Below are 17,206 nucleotides of genomic sequence, written 5' to 3'. Positions count from 1 at the left end.
TGCCCCCTATTGGATGAAGCCGTCCCCAAAGACACCGGGGACTAAAGGGCTGTTTGCGGGGAGTAAGGCTTCTGCGCTCACTTTGCGGGTGCTCTCATCAATGGTGGGGTAGATTTTGGTGATTTTGACTTTTTGTTTTTCGGGTTGGCCATCGATGCTATAAACGAAGATGTCGCCTACCTTGACGACGGGCAGGTATTTAGAGTCAAACTCGATCACCATTTTTCGCCCCTTACTCACGAGCCGAAATAAAATCGTGCTGTTGGCACTCATCCCATCGCCTAGCTCAATCTTTTTACTCGCAATCACCCCATCAAAGGGGGCGCGCAAAATGGTTTTATCCACCACCGCCTGCGAGTAATTGCGATCAAACTCGAGCTTGCGATAGTCAGAGTAGTATTTGTCTAGGGTGTTTCTGTCGATCGCCCGCCCGATTTTGCTGTAGCGCTCATACTGCTTGCGGCTGAAGTCGTATTGTTGGTTAATGGAGTCCACTTGCGACTTTTTGTCCTTGTTATAGAGGCTTAAAAGGATCTCGCCCTTTTTGACTTTGCTGCCCACATCTACATAGATCGCATCCACAATCCCGGCGGAGTCTAAGGTTAAATTCGCGTCTTGTAAAGCCCTAACATTAAAAATAGCATAAACTTCTTTGGCTCCTAGCCCCACTACAAAGAGCAGGGCACATAAAAAATATTTCATCATCGTCCTTTAGCGCACATAGTCTTGGATATGGTGTCCGCTGTAAAAAATGTAGTTGGCCTTTTGCATTTCGTAGTTGTTGAGCGATTGGTTGTAGACCACTTCAGCGTCAAAGCGGGTGCGTAGTGCCCGTAAATAGGTGGTGAAGTCCACGAGGTTAGCGGCGTATTTTTTCTTAATGCTCTCATAAGAGATGGTCGCCGATTTGAGGCTTGCCTCCGAGCTTCTAATTTTTGCCCGCGCCATATCTAAAGATTTGCGGTAAAGCTGCTCATCTTTGGCTTGTTCCATCCTTTTATACATCAAGCTTTTCTCTTGGGAGAGTTGGTTTAGGCGCAAATACTGCTTTTGTAAATTAATGCCTATGTCGCTTAAGATGTTTAAAGTCACGACCACACCCACAGTGTTTTGTTGGTCTGGATAGAGGTTGCCAAAGCGGTTGTCTTTACCCATCGCATAGGCAGGTTTTTGGATGTAGTATTGCCAGTCATCGTTGATGTCCACCGTTGGGTAGTAATTGAGTGCTTTGTTTTGGTAATGGATGGCGGTGATTTGCTCCCTTAAAGACCGAATATCCGCCCGCTCTTTTAAAGAAAGCGTGGGGGGTAGGATGGTCGTGCGCTTCAAAGAAGGGATTTTAGAGTTGGTCAAATACTCTAAAGTCAAGCGGTTTTGCTCAATGGAAAATTGCATGTCTGTGATGTCGTTTTCACTAAGCGCCCCTTGTGCTTTGGCACTCTCTAGGTCATCAATGGTCGTGAGCCCCTCGCTGTAAAGCTCGCTGATGCGCTTGATGTTCGATTGCAACTCAGCGAGTTTCTTTTTCAGGGCGACTAATTGCGCCATGTTGTTGAAATATTGGTAATATTGCTGCACCACTTGTAGATAAATGTTTTGCTTGGTGTATTCCATATTTGCGCTGTTGGAGCGGTAACTCGCCGCCTTTTCACGCACATTGTTGATGTCGCTAAAACCGTTGAAAACATTGAGCTTTAAATTTGTGTTGAGCATTTGCATGTTGTAGTTGGGGTAAAAGGGTGTGTCCCTATCCCTGCGGTTGAAGGTGTAAGTGCTTGTCATGGAGGGCAAGAACTTTGCCTTGGCGATACTGTGGTTTTTTAACGCCTGCGCCACCTGCAGACGGGCGGCTTGCAAAGAGTAGTTATTGTCGGCGTTTCTAATCAAATCGGCTAACCCGAGGGCGTGCCCTTGCGTGGTATCGCCCTTGTCTTCTAGCCGCTCTAGCCTCTTTAAATTTAAGCTGAAATCATCATCAGCAGGGGCAGGGGCGTATTCTTGTAACTCTAAAGCCTGTAGACCTAAACTAAAAAAAATTGATAAACCAAAAAAAAGTCGTTTCCTTTTTGATAAAAACATATTGAACTCCAAAGCTTAAAAAAGCGTGGTGTCCTTGGCGGGATTTGAACCCACGGCCTCACGATTAGGAATCATGCGCTCTATCCAACTGAGCTACAAGGACACTGAAAAAACTAAAACCCGGAAAGTCTGAGTTGTGCAACACAACTCAAAGAAAAAAAAGAACTTAAGCTACTTCTTCTTGCTAGATTTGGTGGCTTTGCCTTTGGCTTTTTCTTTCACCACCATGTCTTTTAAAACCTTGCCGGGTTTAAACTTAGGCACCATTTTATCCGCTGTAGCGTAGGTTTTATCGCTGCCGGGCACCTTACCGCTCTTGCCTTTTTGCAACGCCACTTCAAATTTGCCAAAGCCCACGAGCTCCACACTTTCGTGTTTGGCTAGGGCTTGTTGCACGGCTTTGACAAAGCCATCTAGGGCAAACTCCGCGTCTTTACGGCTCTCAAAGCCCCCCTCTTCCTTCATCAACTCCAAAAACTCCGCTTTTTTCATAGACACCCTTTCCAAATTTTGCTCCAAATGTGGCGCATAAGTCGCCATTATACTACAAAAATTGCAATCTACGCCCTATTTTGCGTTTGCGCTCTTTAAACCTCCCAGTTTTACGCCCCCCTTAAGAGCGATTCAAGCTAGCTATTTGTATGATAAAAGCTTATTGTGAAACTAAGGGGTTTATGTTGCGTGTCGCTGTAAATGGAGTTGGGCGGATTGGTCTGTGTGCGTGCCGCATTGTGGGGGCAAGAGAAGATTTAGAATTGGTGGCGATCAACGCCACTTATGGGATTGAAACTTTGGCGCATCTGCTGCGCTACGATTCGCTGCATAAGCACGATCTAGCCATTGAGATTTTAGACCAAGAGCACTTACGCATCGGGCATAGCCAAAAAGTTAAAGTCCTTAGTGAGCGCGACCCTGCTAAATTAGATTTAAGCCCCGCACAAGTAGTTTTAGAGTGCACGGGCAAGTTTAACGAAGCCGCTTTAGCCAAGGCGCACCTTAAAGGGAGCGTGCAAAAGGTGGTGATCTCGGCTCCAGCCAAAAACACCCCGACTTTTGTCTATGGGGTCAACCACACCAGCTACAAGGGCGAACCCGTCATTTCTAATGCCTCTTGCACCACAAACGCCCTAGCCTCGCTTTTAAAGGTGCTCGATGAAAACTTTGGCGTGCAACACGCACTGATGACCACCATCCACAGCTACACCAACGATCAAAATCTCTTAGACTCTAAACACAAGGACTTACGCCGGGCTAGGGCGGCTGCTTTGAATATCATCCCCACCAGCACGGGGGTGAATAAAGCCATTGCCCTAGTCTTGCCCCATTTGGCAGGTAAAGTAAGTGGGCTAGCTTTAAGAGTGCCCACCCCCGATGTGAGCTTGGTGGATTTAAGCTTTGACACTAAAGAGCCCTTAAGCCTAGAAGCCTTGCATGCGTGTTTCAAGCAAGCCAGTCGACAAGAGCTTAAAGGGATTTTAGGCATAGACAAAGAAAAACGGGTGTCTAGTGATTTTATTGGATCGCCCTTTAGCGCTATTTACATTGAGGATCAAAGCTTGGTTTTAGACCAGCACCACGCCAAAGTGCTTGCGTGGTATGACAACGAAATGGGTTATAGCCACCGCTTGGTGGATATGGCGGTTTATATTTGCCAAAAGGATGAACATGCTAGCAGGGATTAAGCGCATGCAAGAGGTCGTGGGGATACAAGATGTCAGCGTAAAAGATAAGCGGGTTTTAATACGGGTGGATTTTAATGTCCCCCTTGACAAGGATTTTAATATCACTGAAGACACCCGTATGCGTGAGAGCATCCCCACGATCAATTATTGTATCGACAATGGGGCGAAGTCCGTGGTCTTGGTGGGGCATTTAGGGCGGCCTAAACCGCAAATTGAAGGGCAAAGAGAAGAGAAGTATTCTTTTAGGCATTTGTTAAAAAGGCTTGAAAGACTGCTCAATAAAGAAGTGCTCTTTGCCAGCTCCCCGCAAATGGCTAAAAGTTTGCAAGAGAGCCAAGAAAACCCCATTATCTTGGTGGAGAATTTGCGTTTTTACAAGGGCGAAAAGGAGAATAACCCCGAGTTTGCTAAGTGCTTGGCTGATTTATGCGATGTCTATGTCAATGACGCTTTTGGCACAAGCCATAGAAAGCACGCGAGCACCTATGGGATCGCCAGCTTCGTGCCCGTGAAAGTCGCCGGCTTCTTGCTTAAAAAAGAGATCAATTCTTTTGCTAAGGCTTTGGCTAACCCCCTGCGTCCTGTGCTCTTGGTGGTGGGGGGGGCTAAGGTGAGCTCAAAACTCACTTTACTTAGCAACATTTTAGATCGGGTGGATAAAGTCATCATCGGCGGGGCGATGAGCAACACCTTTTTAAAGGCTTTGGGCTACAACATGCAAGCCTCCTTAGTCGAAGAAGATTTGATCCAAGACGCGCTAGACATTCTTAACAAAGCCAAACAAAAGGGCGTGCATGTGTATTTGCCCGTAGATGTGGTGAGCAGCCCGCATATCGAGCACACCGATCAAGTCCAAATCACCCCCGCTCAAGATATTCCCTTAAATTACATGGCAGTGGATATTGGCCCGGCCACTTCTAAACTCTTTTCTTTAGTGATCCAAAGCAGCCAAACGATCATTTGGAACGGACCGCTTGGGGTGTATGAAGTGCCCTTATTTAGTCGGGGCTCTAGCCAAATCGCGCACAGCATTTCAAACACCTATGCCTTTTCTTTGATTGGTGGGGGGGACACGATCGATGTCTTAACTAGGGCAGGCTATAAAGATAGTGTGAGCTTCATTTCTACGGGCGGGGGGGCGAGTTTGGAGCTTCTTGAGGGCAAAATTTTAGTCGCCTTTGAAGTCTTGGATCGCCGCCCATGAGAGATAGCGCACCATGCCCATCGGGTTACAGGAGTGGGCATGATCAATGTCTTTACAAAAAATGCTGAATTAGTTGAGGTTTTTTCTTTTAAGGATTTTGAAGACTTTCCTTTTGAAGAGAGAAATATCTTATGGTTTGAGCTCATCAACCCCACTTTTGCCGAGCTCTATTGTATCGCCCAAAACTACGATTTAAACCTCTATGAAGACCCCGAAAAAAGCGCGGTGGTGAAATATTGGGAGAACAGCACTTCCATCACGATCAACACCTATTTTATCTACAAAGACACCCCCCTAGCCTTCCACACAGAAGCCGTAACCTACTTCATCGCCAATAATATCCTTTTCACCCTCTACTATGGGGATTTTCCTATTTTTAAAGAAGTGCAGGGGCGGGTTTTGGCGAGCCCTAAGAAGTTTTACGATGGCTTTGACATTTTGGCAAAGATTTTAGAGCTTTACTTTGAAAAAGGGGCAGATTGCCTAGAAGAAGTTAATCGCGAAACTAGTGCCTTAAGAAAACAAATTGTCTTTGATTTAGAAGCTTCTTCGCATGAAGAAACCCTCATCTCTCTCTCTTTCTTGCAAGAGTTTAATATGGAGCTACGCGATTCTCTCTTTGACAAACGGCGGATCATCACGGCACTATTGAAAAGCAATAAAGTGGACAATGAAACCAAAAAAGATTTTAACATCATCATCAAGGACTTTAATTCTTTAGTGGAGTTTAGCACCGCAAACCTCAACGCCCTAGACAACATCCAAAACCTTTTCACCTCCCAGGTCAATGTGGAGCAAAACAAGATCATCAAGCTTTTTACCGTAGCGACTATGGCGATGATGCCTCCCACCTTGATCGGCACCATTTATGGCATGAACTTTGAAGTGATGCCAGAACTGCGTTGGGAGTTTGGCTACCCTATGGCGGTGCTTGCCATGATCGTTTCTACGATCTTGCCTATCTTGTATTTTAAAAAGAAGGGCTGGCTCTAAAGGGCTAGGGCTAAAAGCACGCCTAGGACAATTACCCCTAGCAAAAATGCGCTTAAAATCGAAGCTGTGTTTTTGCGCTTAAAGCCCATGAGTAGTCCACTCACATAAAAGAAACACAAGAACACCCCAAAGATCACGCCAAAGGCTTTTAAAGCCACCCCGGCATGCCCCTTATGCACCTGCATTAAAACCCCCAAAAACGAGCGTTTAATGCTTTGCACTTCGCCCTTTTTGGGGTTAAACGCAATTTCATAGGCGGGTGTGCCGATGATTAGGTCTTCCTTATGTGTCCTAGGCTCCAACTTGCTAGGCAAGGCGATCTTTTGTGCCTTTAAAAACTTAAGTAAAAACTCTAAATCCCCCTTAGTCCCCTTCTCTACATGCCATTTTTTGATCTTTGCCCCGCTATTGGCATTCACGCCAAGTAAAAACGCCACTCCGCTTAGAACAAACAGCAAGGCAAAGGGCAAGAAAAACACACTCGTAAGTGCGTGGAATTTATAAACGCCCTGAAGACGCACTATTGGATGATGTGGCTCACAAATTTAGAAAAATTATCCATCACCAGCCCACCCTTTCTAAAGCCCAGCCCGCACGCCTCGTAGGCATAAAAGACATTGGGTTGGTAGTAAAACTCGCCGACTTTATTTAAAGGGGCAAATTCTTGGTAAATGGGTTTGTGGTTGCCATAAATGCCCTTAGTTTCGTAAACCACGCTCAGATCGGGGTTTAAGATCTGTGTGTTCGCCCCCTCTCTGCCAAAGGCGACTTTGCGCACTTGCTTTTTATTGCGTAAAGGCTCGTAGCTTGTTTCTAAAAGCAGGGGGTGATTAGGGTAACGCTCCCAAAGCAATTTTAAAAACCGCTTGCTTTGGAAAATCAAGGTGTAGGCAGGATTTAAAAAAATCGTGTTTTCATTCTCCATCATGCCTTGCATGAGCAGTGCTAGCTCGGGCTCATCTATGGCGATGTTCTCCCAGGGGATGAGTTTAAAGAGAAACTCGTAATTCACGCCCTCATAAAACACCCCCGTTTCGGCGTTAAACTCCACTTTATCAATGTAGCCAAATTGTGTGTTAAAGCCCGCACTCTTAGCGCACTCTTGTAAAAACCTCGTGGTGCGCTCCTCCTCACTGCTCCCTTGCACGCAGGAGAATAAAATCTTCCAGCCCTCATACTCTTGGCTAAACGCACTAGTGTCTTCTTGCAAGGTGACTAGGCGTTTAAAATTCTCCCCCAAAGCCTCAAAGATGTTGTTAAATTGCAACTCGGCGTTAAAGCCGTTGTGTTTGAGTAACGCCCACTGCACTAAGGCACTCTCATAAAGCATGGTGGGCGTGTCGGCGTTAAACTCCAAAAGTTTAATGGGCTGCCCTTCAAGCCCGCCGGCTAAATCAAAACGCCCGTAAATGTGCCAATGGATGTCATTTTCCCAGCTTTGCTTAATCATAGGCACAATGCTATTAGGAATATCCAGCTCAAAGAAGCGTTCTTGATCGATCACCATTTGTGCCGTTTCCACGCACATGTCATAAAGCTCATTGCACGCCCCGTAGTAAGCGTCTGCCTGTGCTTGGTTGATGGTGATTAAATCCGTGCTGATGTAATCCGTGTTGTCCGGGTCTGTGTGCCACTCTAGCCCGATTTCCTCTAGGGCTTGTTTGCTTAGGGGGTTTAAAGTTTTAACTTGCATGGGTGTCCTTTAAGAGATGTGAGAGCTTCTATGTGAGCCAAAAAATCCGCTTTGCCCGTGCGTGGTGGTTTGTGTGGGAGCGGGAGTTGTGTGTGTGGCTATGGGTCTGGTTTGACTAGAACTGGGGCTTGTGCTGTGGGTTGTGCCGGTGCTTTGGTTTTGGGGACTAAAAAATCCGCTGTGTGTGGGGCTAGCAGGGGGGGGTGATCTAAAGCTGTTTTGGCTACGTTGGTAGGCTTGGGGGGAAGTGTAGTTTCGTTGGGCGTTTTGGTTGTAGTTGGGGTTGTTGAAAAGCTTGTTGCCAATATAACTACCCAAAATCGCCCCGGCGGCACTGCCTAAAATCGCCGCCCCGATGCCAAGCCCAGAGCCACCACCCTCAGCGGGGGGTTTAGTGAGTTGGCTTGTGCCCTTGTCAATTTTCACTTCCTCGTCTTTGATGAGCTTTTGGATCTCCTCATCGCTTAACATGCGCTCTTTGCCTTGTAAGTCGCGCACCACGACCCTAGTTTTATCGCTGGGATATTCCTCAGCGACTTTATAACTCTTATCCGCCTGCTCTTGCAAAATCACAAACGCGCCTTTTTTAATGGGCGTGCCGCTGTTGTTGCTCTGGGGCTTTTGCTCTTGGTTGTTGTCCCCCCCCTTGCACCCGACGAGGGTTACAACCACGAGCGCACTAAGCCCCCCCACAATCGCATAGTCTGAAATCTTTCTAAAAGGTTTTTGCATAGCCATCCTTACTTGTCATAAAGTGCTATGATAGCATGTTTAAAGGGGTTTTCCATGTTGTTAGGCATTGATGAAGCGGGGCGGGGGTGTTTGGCAGGGGCGTTATTTGTGGTGGGGGTTGCTTGCCCCGATAATCTCGCCAGCAATTTTTGCAAACAGGGCTTAAAAGAGAGCAAGCAACTAAGCCGTGCCAAGCGTTTTAGCTGGGCGCAAAAAATCCAAGAGCACCCAGGCATACAAAGCGTGGTGGTATCTAAGAGCGCACAAGAGATAGACGCTAAGGGTCTCAGTTTATGCATGCAAGAAGCCATTAAAAAGATTATTTTAAGCCTATCTGAGATTTTAAATGTTTGCATTGATGGCAACACGCTTTTTAAACTCCACTTCCACCACTTAAAACACTTTCAAGCGGTGGTAAAAGGCGATGATAAAATCCCCCAAATTGCCATGGCTTCTATCCTAGCTAAGGCGCATAAGGATAGAGAAATGCTAGAACTTGACAAACTCTACCCCGCGTACGGCTTTGCTAAAAATTGCGGGTATGGCACGCGCGTCCACGCTGTGGCTTTAGCTAAGCACGGCTACACCCCAATCCACCGCCGCAGCTTTAAGCTAAAAGCTTGTAAGTAGAAATAACCAAGGACAGAGCGTAGGCGCTGATGAGCAAGTAGCGGTGTAGTTGCGCGCTCACTCTGGTGACTAACTTCACACCCACAAGCACGCCTAGCACACTGCCCACCCCTACTAACAGCCCCCATTGCAAGTATTGCCACTCCAAAATGTGGCTTTGGTAAAGCGAAGCCACCCCACTAATAGAGGAAAACACCACAAAAAACAGACTCAAAGGCACGCTTTGCTTGGGGCTAAGCCCTAAGTAGTGGGACAAGAGCGAGACCATCAGCACCCCCCCGCCAATGCCAAGGGAAATGGCGAAAATGCCCGTCAACGCTCCGATCGCCACTAAAATGCACTTGCTTTTGAGATTGAGGACAAAGCCCCTAGCCCGTTTGTCCGCCTCTTTGGATTTTTTTGACTTGAGAAAGAAGCGCAAGAGAGAGTAAAAGGTCATTAAAATAAAGAGCCCGAGCAGGATTTTATGCGGAATGTGGGTTAAAATCACTCCACTAAAGCCCGCCCCAAAAAGCCCGCCAAGCCCCACCCAAAAGCCCACATGCAGGTCCAACAACCCCTTTTTGAAGTTCGCCACACTCCCCACCACAGACGAGCAAGCCATTTGCAAAATGGAAATGCCCACTGCGCTGTCGTAGCCATAGCCAGACAAAAGCATGGCAGGCACAATCACCATCCCCCCCGATGCCAAAAAACCCCGCCATCACCCCCGTAACGCCACCAAGCAATAAAAACAACGCATGCATGACAATGTCCATCTCTAAGCCTTTAAGTTTGTGCTAAAATAACCAAGTACAAAGAAGCGAGCCTATGGTTAACAGAAAGATTTTAACACACTTTGATTTTTTATTGCTTTTTTTTATTGTTCCCCTCATGGGGCTGTCTTTCTTTTTGATTTACGAAGTCAACACCGCCTTAAGCCTCAAGCAAATCCTTTACTTCAGCATGGGGTTTGTGGTCTTTTGGGTGATTTTTTTTATCCCGTTTCGGCAGTTTGACCGCCTTTTCCACTTCTTTTATTGGTTTTGCGTGTTCTTGCTGGTGCTTGTGGCTTTCTTTGGTTCGGTCAAACTGGGTGCCAAACGCTGGCTTACCCTCCCGGGCACTTCCCTTTCTTTACAACCCAGCGAGCCCGTAAAAATCGCCATTTTATTGCTCTTAGCCCATCTAATCAGCACCCACCCCATTCCCCCCGGGGGCTATGGGTGGAAGACCTTTGGCAAGCTCAGTTTGTATATCATCATCCCCACCGCTCTCATTTTAAAGCAACCCGATTTGGGCACGGCCCTTGTGGTGCTCATCATGGGCTTTGGCGTGCTGTTTTTAGCCGGGGTGCATCCTAAAATTTGGATCACCATCGGTTTGGTTTTTGCGATCGCCTCCCCGCTCATTTACAGCTCATTACACGATTACCAAAAAAAACGCCTCCACGACTTCATCGCCGAAAAGCCCAACTACCATGTGCGCCAATCCATCATCGCCATAGGCTCGGGTGGGCTTTTAGGTAAGTCTAAAGAAGAATCCACGCAAGCCAAGCTAAAATTTTTGCCCATTGCCACAAGCGACTTCATCTTTGCCTACTTCGTGGAGCGTTTTGGCTTTTTGGGGGCGTTTTTTCTTTTGGCGTTTTACATGGGTTTTATTTTACACTTCCTCTCGTATTTTAACAGCGACCCCAACGATCGCTTTTTGCAGACCATCACGGGGGGCATTGCGATTTTGCTCTTTGTCTACACGAGCATAAATGTCGCTATGACTTTGGGTTTAGCCCCCGTCGTGGGCTTGCCCTTACCCCTTCTTAGCTATGGTGGGAGTAGCTTTTTAACTTTCATCACCCTCTTTGCGATCTTTGAAAATTTGCTTGCTTTTAAGTTTGGTTTTGGCTATAATCGCCCCTCTCGCAGAGACGGATTCTTAGCTCAGTTGGTCAGAGCATTCGGCTCATAACCGATTGGTCGTAGGTTCGAGCCCTACAGAATCCACCACTTTTTAAGTATAATCCCCCTATGGAAATAGCAGCGAGTATTTTAAGCGCGGATTTTATGGACTTAAGGCAAAGCCTTAAGCAAGTCGACAGTGCGGACTTTTTACACGTCGATGTCATGGACGGGCATTTTGTGCCTAACCTCACCTTTGGCCCCTGTGTCTTGCAAAATTTGAGTCAGTACACAAACACCCCCCTAGACATCCACTTAATGGTGGATAACCCCACCTTTGGCATTGAGCTGTTTAAAGAGCTAAAGCCCGCCTACATCACCATCCACCTAGAGAGCACCCCCCACCTGCATAAGATCATCCACCACATTAAAAATTTGGGCTTTAAAGCGGGGGTGAGCTTGAACCCTGCCACGCCTTTAAATGGGCTGGAATACATCATTGCAGATTTGGACTTGGTGCTGTTTATGAGCGTGAATCCGGGCTTTGGGGGACAGAAGTTCTTGCCCCTAGTGCTGGATAAAATCGCCCACTTTAAACAAAAGTTCCCCACCTACAGCGGCAAAATTGAAGTGGATGGGGGCATCAACGCTAAAAACGCTCTCTTGCTTGCTTCTTACGGAGCAAATTTATTGGTTGTAGGGAGCTACCTTTTTAACCACGAAAACCCCACTTTAGCGTTGCAAGAATTGAAAAGGGCATGAGCCCGAAAGACTTGTATAGTTCTTAAAACAAGCCATGCCCTAGAAGTCTTGGATTTGCCCTTTAAAGACTTTTTGCTCTCTTACGAATACCTCAAGGGTGTGGCTTTCCCATCGCCTACACCACACATTGGAACTCAGTAGTGTTCCTTGTGTATACATTGAAACAAATAAGGTTGTTCCCAAAATCTCTCATTTCGGGCACGGTGCTTAAAAGTTTTTCGAGCCTAGTTTACTGTGAGTATGTCCCCCAAAAATCACCGAGTTAACGGACATCAGCGAGCAGCACCTACGCCACACCCCTTGAGTCTTAGCTGCAAGAGCATTTTAAACCCTAAATATGAACTGGAGTTTTTAAACGCATTTTTGGGGATCAGCATTCCCATCTCACACCGCGCTGATCGCCCGACTCAGCGCCTGCGTGTCGCTCTCAATCCTGCCTAAAGATTTTTGTGTGTGCTTGGTAAGTTTGCACACTTCATTGGACACCGCAAAGCCTCGCTCGTGTTCTTGCGCTCTAGCTGCCCCAAAGGTGGCGTTTAGGGCCAACAATCGCAAACGACCAAAACGCCCCCACCTGTTTGCCTAAAGAAAATGAATGCATTAATGTTCCTCAACCATAATTGAACCGTTTTTCATAACAAACTCAAGGCTTTTGCCTGCCAAATGGGAACTCTCTGCCTCTAAAAGAAACACCGCCAACTTGTCCTCCACTTCCTCATACAATGTTCTTTTGAGCGGACGCGCCCCATAAATGGGGTCAAACCCGCTTTTAGCGATGTATTCTTTTGCCTCGGGGCTTAGGTTAATGCTGATCTCTTTCTCTTTGAGCCGCTCGGCAATTTGGGCAAAGAGTAAATCCACAATTTCAACAATACTTGCCATCTCTAGGGGGTTGAAGATCACGATGTCGTCCAAGCGGTTTAAAAACTCGGGCTTAAAATACGCCTTTAAAGCCTCTTGCACGACTTTTTGCAAGTCGTAAGCCTCGCCCAGCTCTAAAATGTCCTCGCTTTCAATGCCATTAGCTCTTAGTGTTTCTTGTTGTTCTTTTATTTTAGCGTGCGCACTCTGTTGCTCTAAAATCTTGTCGCTGGCGATGTTGCTCGTTAGAATGATGATCGTGTTTTTAAAATCCACCACCACGCCCTTATTGTCTGTTAAACGCCCTTCATCTAAGATTTGCAAGAGCATGTTAAACACCTCCGGGTGTGCCTTTTCAATCTCGTCAAAGAGCACCACGCTATAGGGGCTACGCCTAACGGCCTCAGTGAGCTGCCCCCCCTCTTCATAGCCCACATACCCGGGGGGTGCGCCCACTAAACGGCTGGCGGCGTGTTTTTCCATGTATTCGCTCATATCCAAGCGGATCAAATTTTTTTGGCTGTCAAATAAGAATTTCGCCAAAGTTTTAGCACTCTGGGTTTTACCCACCCCCGTAGGGCCTAAAAATAAAAAACTCCCTATAGGTTTGTTGGGGTCGCTAAGCCCGGCTTTATTGCGCTTGATCGCCCGTGCAATGGCTTTAATCGCATCCTTTTGCCCCACCACGCTTTTAGACAGCTCGTCCTCAATGTGTAAAATCTTTTCCTTTTCCTCTTGCAACATTTTTTGCACGGGGATTTGCGTCCATTGGCTCACCACCCGCGCAATGCCCTCTTTAGTAACTGCCGACTCTAACAAGCTGCCATTGGCTTGCATTTGGGCGAGCTTTTGCTCTAGGGCTGCAACTTCCTTTTCTAAAGTGGGGATTTTGTCGTGGTCGACCTCAGCGGCTTTTCTAAAGTCGGCTTGCTGTTTGGCTAGGAGCGACTCGCGTTTTAAATTCTCAATGGCGTTCTTGCTGGTAGCGATGTCTTTAAAAACTTTCTGCTCGTTGCTAAATTGCACCTCTAGGCGTTGCTTTTCCTCTAGGGCGTTTTGCAATTCTTTTTGAACCACCTTTAAACGCTCGGCATTTGCGCTGCTCTCCTCCATTAAAAGGGCTTGTTTTTCCACTTCTAATTGTTGGATCAGTCTTTTGGTGTGGGCTAGGGCGTAGGGTTCGGATTCAATTTGCATTTTTAACGCTGCCGCCGCCTCGTCGATGAGGTCGATCGCCTTGTCGGGCAAAAAGCGATCGGGGATGTAGCGGCTAGAGAGCTTGGCACTTGCTACTAAAGCACTATCTGTAATGCTGACATTGTGGTGCGCCTCTAGGGTTTCTTTGATCCCCCTTAAAATTTGCAGAGTTTCATTAATGCTAGGCTCGTTTAAGGGGATGGGCTGAAAACGCCGGGTCAGGGCGCTGTCCTTTTCAAAGTATTTTCGATATTCTTTAAGCGTGGTCGCCCCGATGGTGTGTAACTCGCCCCTAGCCAAGGCGGGCTTTAAGATATTTGCCGCGTCCATGCTCCCCTCGCTTGCGCCCGCCCCCACGATGGTGTGGATCTCATCAATGAATAAAATCACATTGCCCGCCTTTTTGACCTCTTCGACCACTTTTTTTAGGCGCTCTTCAAACTCCCCCCGATACTTCGCCCCGGCAATGAGCATGCCCATGTCCAAAACCACCACCCGTTTGTGCTGCAAGGATAGGGGGACTTCCTTTTTAGCGATTCGTTGCGCTAGCCCCTCCACCACTGCGGTTTTACCCACGCCCGGCTCGCCTAATAAAATGGGGTTATTCTTGCTCTTGCGGATTAAAATTTGCATCATCCTCAAAATCTCTTCATCCCGCCCAATCACGGGGTCTAGGGCGTTGTCTAGGGCTTTGGCTGTTAAGTCAATCCCATAGGTTTCAAGGGCTTCTAAAGTCGCGTCGTCATTAGGCTGTTCGATCTTCGCGCCTTTACGCAAACTCTCAAAGGTCTTTACGAGCTCGCTCACATTGACAAACTTGCCAAAATAATTTCTAAACAGCTCTTGATTGGCTTCTATGAAGGTGTCGATCGCTACATAGCTATCCCCCTTTTGCACGGCTAGCCCTAGTCCAGCGTGCAAGGCATCCAGCAAGGATTTACTAACCCCTAAGCCCTGTGCGCTGACATTGGAGCTTTTAGGCAATTTATCCACCAAACTTCTAGCTTCTAACTCTAGGGGGGACTTTTCCACGCCCATTTTCAAAAGGGCTTGGCTCAACAAAGAGTGGGTGTTGGCCAGCAGTGCCCAAAATAAATGGATGGGCTCGATCTCGGGGTTTTTGGCGTGCAAGGCTAAGGAGAGGGCTTGATCTAGGCTCTCTTTTAAATGGTTGGTGAGTTTCTCAAAAACATTAGCAGGCATGTTTGTCCTTTCTTTATTTTGCTTTCTTATTTTAATGGGGTTATTATAACGCCCTTGGGTAATTTTGCGCCTAAACCTTAATCTTGCTCTTAGCCCCACTGCATTATACTTGCCCCTATCATAAAAAAATAAAGAGAAGAATTTGGCCCTTTCACGCAGAAAACACACCCTTAGACCTTTAAAACGGGTTTTTATGTGTCTGTGCCTTGTTTTTTTAAGCCTACACGCTGCGGGTTCTGGCTCGAATGTGGAGTCGGTTACGGGCAAGGGGGTGGGTGGTGCTAAACACAATGCCAAGAGCCTAGATGAGCAGATCAAAAAGGCGTTAAAAAAGCCCGGTCAAGCCACGCAAGTTGCCCCCCAAACCCCCGAAGAGCAAAAACGACAAGAAAGATCCAAATCTATCCAACCTTTTAAAAAACTCCCCCCTGAGGATTTAGTCGAAGAGCGCAAAGACGGCATCGTGGGCGGGATCGCTGTAACAGTGAACAACGATCCAATCACACTTTACCAAATAGAAACCCAAGAGAAAGAAAACCATATCAGTCGGCAGCAAGCAATCAATACCCTAATTATCCAACGCATTCAAGCCCAAGAGATCAAACGCTTGAAAATCGACATCGAGGACGATAAAATTGACGCTGAGATCGAAAATATTGCCAAACATAATGGTATGAGTGTGAACGATTTTATGCGTACTCTAGCTAATGAGGGGATCGACCCCATGCGCTACAGGAAACAGCTCAAAAAACAGCTAGAAACTAGGGAACTTTTGCGCAACATCCTACTTTTCAATGTCAACACGAATAGCGAAACCAAAATGCGTGAGTATTACAACGCCCACAGGGAAGAGTTTAGCGTGCCTAGCGAGGTGTTAACCACCCGTTACACCGCTAAAGACACCAAGACCCTGACCCAAGCCCTAGAGAATAAGGACATTGAAGTGCCCGGGGTGTCTAAGGGCGAGGAAAAGATCAACCTAAAATCCCTAAACCCCCAAATCGCCCAAATGTTTTTATCTACCAAAGAACACACCTTTACGCCTATTCTCAATGCGGGTGGGGGCGATTATGTGTCCTTTTATATCCAGAAAAAACTCGGTAAAGAGGAGGTGTCTTTCAGCCAAGCCCGTGGGTTCATCGCCAATAAGTTGATTGAGGAACAACAAGATAAAATCCTCGCCGAATACTATGAAAAACTACGCGTCAAAGCCAAGATTAAATTTTTGCGTTAGGGCTTATAGGCTGTGGAGCAATTAGCCTTTATCTATAAGGATTCGCTCTTCAGTGTCGCTATTTTGGCGTTTATCATCGGGGGGGTGATTTTAATCGATTATTTGCGCTCTACCCTCACCCATAGACGCAATTTAAAAGCCCTAAATGTCCTGTCCCACTCTTACGCCCAAGTGGAGTTAGCCTTTGAGGTGCAACAACTCTTGCAAAAAGAGCAGGAAAGCCCCCTAGAGGTCTTGGGCTTTAAGACATGGTTCTTTTTAGCTAAACACTACGCCAAGCATGGCAGCAGCGAGCAAGCGATTAAAATTTACCTAGCCTTATTGCCTAAATACCAAGACGAGCGCATCGCTTTGTTGGGGAGCCTTGCCAAGGCGTACATCGATTTGGGCTATGTACAAAAGGCGCGCGACATTTTAACCGAGGTGCTACGCATAGACCCACGCAACACCCACGCCTTGCACTCCATGGTGCAAGTCTATGAAACCTTGTGCGAACCGCAAAAAGCCCTAGAAACTTTGGAGTGTTTGGACGCATTGGGCGAGAGTGGATTGTTAGACAATTACCACTACTTGCAAATGCAAATCCTCATGCAAGAGGATTTGGGCTTGAAAGATCAAAGTGAGGCGATTTTAAAGCTGGGCAAAGAGCAGAATAAACTTTATAAAAGTGCGCTAAAGCATTTAAAAACCCACCACAAAGCCCTTTTTTTGCAAGAAATCGCAGAGGCGACAGAGGGCAGGGCGTTGGTGGATTTGCTTTGGGACATCAAAGAAGGCGAAATCGCCCCCTATTTAGCCAAGTTGCACCCCAGCGTGTTGGAGGTCTTTATCGCCAAGGGTTATGCTAGGGGGCGGTGTGAAACCTTAGAGCTAGAGGTGTTTCGCACCTTGCACGCCGATTACCATTTGGATTTAGATTTTAGCTACCAGTGCATGGCGTGCAAGAGTGTGTCGCCCTTTGAGAGTTACCGCTGTTTGGTGTGCGCAAAAATCGGACCTAAAGAGGTGGTCCTAAATTTAGACAAGCACCTTAGCGACTACAGCGACAATTTAAACTAG

At 46.9% G+C, this 17,206-nt stretch carries 17 protein-coding genes and 2 tRNA genes; 9 read left to right on the top strand and 10 right to left on the bottom strand.

Features of this window, described 5'->3' with window-relative positions:
* Positions 1-6: 6 nt before the first annotated feature.
* The 4 genes from K6J74_RS01175 to K6J74_RS01160 form a co-directional block, all read right to left on the bottom strand.
* Positions 7-705, bottom strand: a complete 699-nt coding sequence (locus K6J74_RS01175) for an efflux RND transporter periplasmic adaptor subunit (RefSeq protein ID WP_430886781.1) — start codon at positions 703-705, stop codon at positions 7-9.
* Positions 706-711: 6 nt separating this feature from the next.
* A complete protein-coding gene (locus K6J74_RS01170) occupies positions 712-2,079 on the bottom strand; it encodes a TolC family protein (protein WP_221272115.1) in 1,368 nt (455 codons plus the stop codon).
* A 26-nt stretch (positions 2,080-2,105) separates the two neighbouring features.
* Positions 2,106-2,182: transfer RNA gene (locus K6J74_RS01165), tRNA-Arg, on the bottom strand.
* Between the two features lie 68 nt (positions 2,183-2,250).
* The gene (locus K6J74_RS01160) at positions 2,251-2,571 is read right to left on the bottom strand and encodes an HU family DNA-binding protein (protein ID WP_221272114.1); all 321 of its coding nucleotides are present in this window, start codon (positions 2,569-2,571) and stop codon (positions 2,251-2,253) included.
* 182 nt (positions 2,572-2,753) lie between these two features.
* Between K6J74_RS01160 and gap the strand changes: the two genes are divergently transcribed.
* From gap to corA, 3 genes are read left to right on the top strand one after another with little or no spacing between them, the layout of a single operon-like run.
* On the top strand, positions 2,754-3,761 hold the full coding sequence (gene gap / locus K6J74_RS01155) for a type I glyceraldehyde-3-phosphate dehydrogenase (RefSeq protein ID WP_221272113.1): 1,008 nt from the start codon (positions 2,754-2,756) through the stop codon (positions 3,759-3,761).
* Complete coding sequence (locus K6J74_RS01150; RefSeq protein ID WP_221272112.1) at positions 3,745-4,965, top strand: phosphoglycerate kinase; 1,221 nt, start codon at positions 3,745-3,747, stop codon at positions 4,963-4,965. Before gap ends, K6J74_RS01150 begins: the two co-directional genes overlap by 17 nt.
* 39 nt (positions 4,966-5,004) lie before the next feature.
* Entirely contained in the window at positions 5,005-5,958 is a 954-nt protein-coding gene (corA, locus tag K6J74_RS01145; protein WP_221272111.1) for a magnesium/cobalt transporter CorA, read from the top strand.
* On the opposite strand, the gene K6J74_RS01140 is transcribed toward corA, so the two are convergent.
* Genes K6J74_RS01140 through K6J74_RS01130 form a run of 3 tightly spaced genes read right to left on the bottom strand, consistent with a single transcriptional unit; the run spans position 5,955 to position 8,383 of the window.
* Positions 5,955-6,479 carry a PepSY domain-containing protein gene (locus K6J74_RS01140; protein WP_221272110.1) on the bottom strand — a complete coding sequence of 175 codons (525 nt, stop codon included), beginning with the start codon at positions 6,477-6,479 and terminating at the stop codon, positions 5,955-5,957. The two genes, corA and K6J74_RS01140, sit on opposite strands and share 4 nt — an antisense overlap.
* Positions 6,479-7,651, bottom strand: a complete 1,173-nt coding sequence (locus tag K6J74_RS01135) for a glutathionylspermidine synthase family protein (RefSeq protein ID WP_221272109.1) — start codon at positions 7,649-7,651, stop codon at positions 6,479-6,481. The genes K6J74_RS01140 and K6J74_RS01135 overlap by 1 nt, the downstream gene beginning before the upstream one ends.
* Before the next feature lie 9 nt (positions 7,652-7,660).
* Positions 7,661-8,383 carry a UPF0323 family lipoprotein gene (locus tag K6J74_RS01130; protein ID WP_221272108.1) on the bottom strand — a complete coding sequence of 241 codons (723 nt, stop codon included), beginning with the start codon at positions 8,381-8,383 and terminating at the stop codon, positions 7,661-7,663.
* Between the two features lie 54 nt (positions 8,384-8,437).
* Here K6J74_RS01130 and rnhB point away from each other — a divergent pair, with 54 nt between their 5' ends.
* Positions 8,438-9,013 (top strand): ribonuclease HII, encoded by a 576-nt coding sequence (gene rnhB / locus K6J74_RS01125; protein WP_221272107.1) that lies wholly within the window; start codon positions 8,438-8,440, stop codon positions 9,011-9,013.
* Here rnhB and K6J74_RS01120 read toward each other — a convergent pair.
* A complete protein-coding gene (locus tag K6J74_RS01120) occupies positions 8,991-9,704 on the bottom strand; it encodes a sulfite exporter TauE/SafE family protein (protein ID WP_260321623.1) in 714 nt (237 codons plus the stop codon). The two genes, rnhB and K6J74_RS01120, sit on opposite strands and share 23 nt — an antisense overlap.
* 119 nt (positions 9,705-9,823) lie before the next feature.
* Between K6J74_RS01120 and K6J74_RS01115 the strand changes: the two genes are divergently transcribed.
* From K6J74_RS01115 to rpe, 3 genes are all read left to right on the top strand, one after another.
* Positions 9,824-10,960, top strand: coding sequence for an FtsW/RodA/SpoVE family cell cycle protein (locus tag K6J74_RS01115; protein WP_221272539.1), 1,137 nt, complete (start codon positions 9,824-9,826; stop codon positions 10,958-10,960).
* Positions 10,922-10,998 (top strand) — tRNA-Ile (locus K6J74_RS01110). Before K6J74_RS01115 ends, K6J74_RS01110 begins: the two co-directional genes overlap by 39 nt.
* Before the next feature lie 21 nt (positions 10,999-11,019).
* Positions 11,020-11,652 (top strand): ribulose-phosphate 3-epimerase, encoded by a 633-nt coding sequence (gene rpe, locus K6J74_RS01105; protein WP_221272106.1) that lies wholly within the window; start codon positions 11,020-11,022, stop codon positions 11,650-11,652.
* A 384-nt stretch (positions 11,653-12,036) separates the two neighbouring features.
* Here rpe and K6J74_RS01100 read toward each other — a convergent pair whose 3' ends face one another.
* A complete protein-coding gene (locus K6J74_RS01100) occupies positions 12,037-12,207 on the bottom strand; it encodes a methyl-accepting chemotaxis protein (protein ID WP_221272105.1) in 171 nt (56 codons plus the stop codon).
* A 45-nt stretch (positions 12,208-12,252) separates the two neighbouring features.
* Complete coding sequence (locus K6J74_RS01095; protein WP_221272104.1) at positions 12,253-14,913, bottom strand: ATP-dependent Clp protease ATP-binding subunit; 2,661 nt, start codon at positions 14,911-14,913, stop codon at positions 12,253-12,255.
* Between the two features lie 193 nt (positions 14,914-15,106).
* Here K6J74_RS01095 and K6J74_RS01090 point away from each other — a divergent pair, with 193 nt between their 5' ends.
* Together K6J74_RS01090 and K6J74_RS01085 are read left to right on the top strand one after the other, a co-directional pair.
* The gene (locus K6J74_RS01090) at positions 15,107-16,147 is read left to right on the top strand and encodes a SurA N-terminal domain-containing protein (protein ID WP_260321622.1); all 1,041 of its coding nucleotides are present in this window, start codon (positions 15,107-15,109) and stop codon (positions 16,145-16,147) included.
* Between the two features lie 12 nt (positions 16,148-16,159).
* The gene (locus K6J74_RS01085) at positions 16,160-17,206 is read left to right on the top strand and encodes a tetratricopeptide repeat protein (RefSeq protein ID WP_221272103.1); all 1,047 of its coding nucleotides are present in this window, start codon (positions 16,160-16,162) and stop codon (positions 17,204-17,206) included.

Origin of the sequence: Helicobacter sp. NHP19-012 (assembly GCF_019703325.1) — a bacterium.
Classification (GTDB): Bacteria; Campylobacterota; Campylobacteria; order Campylobacterales; family Helicobacteraceae; genus Helicobacter; species Helicobacter gastrofelis.
Note: the sequence above shows the minus strand (reverse complement) of the source record. Positions and strands in the feature narration are given on the sequence as shown.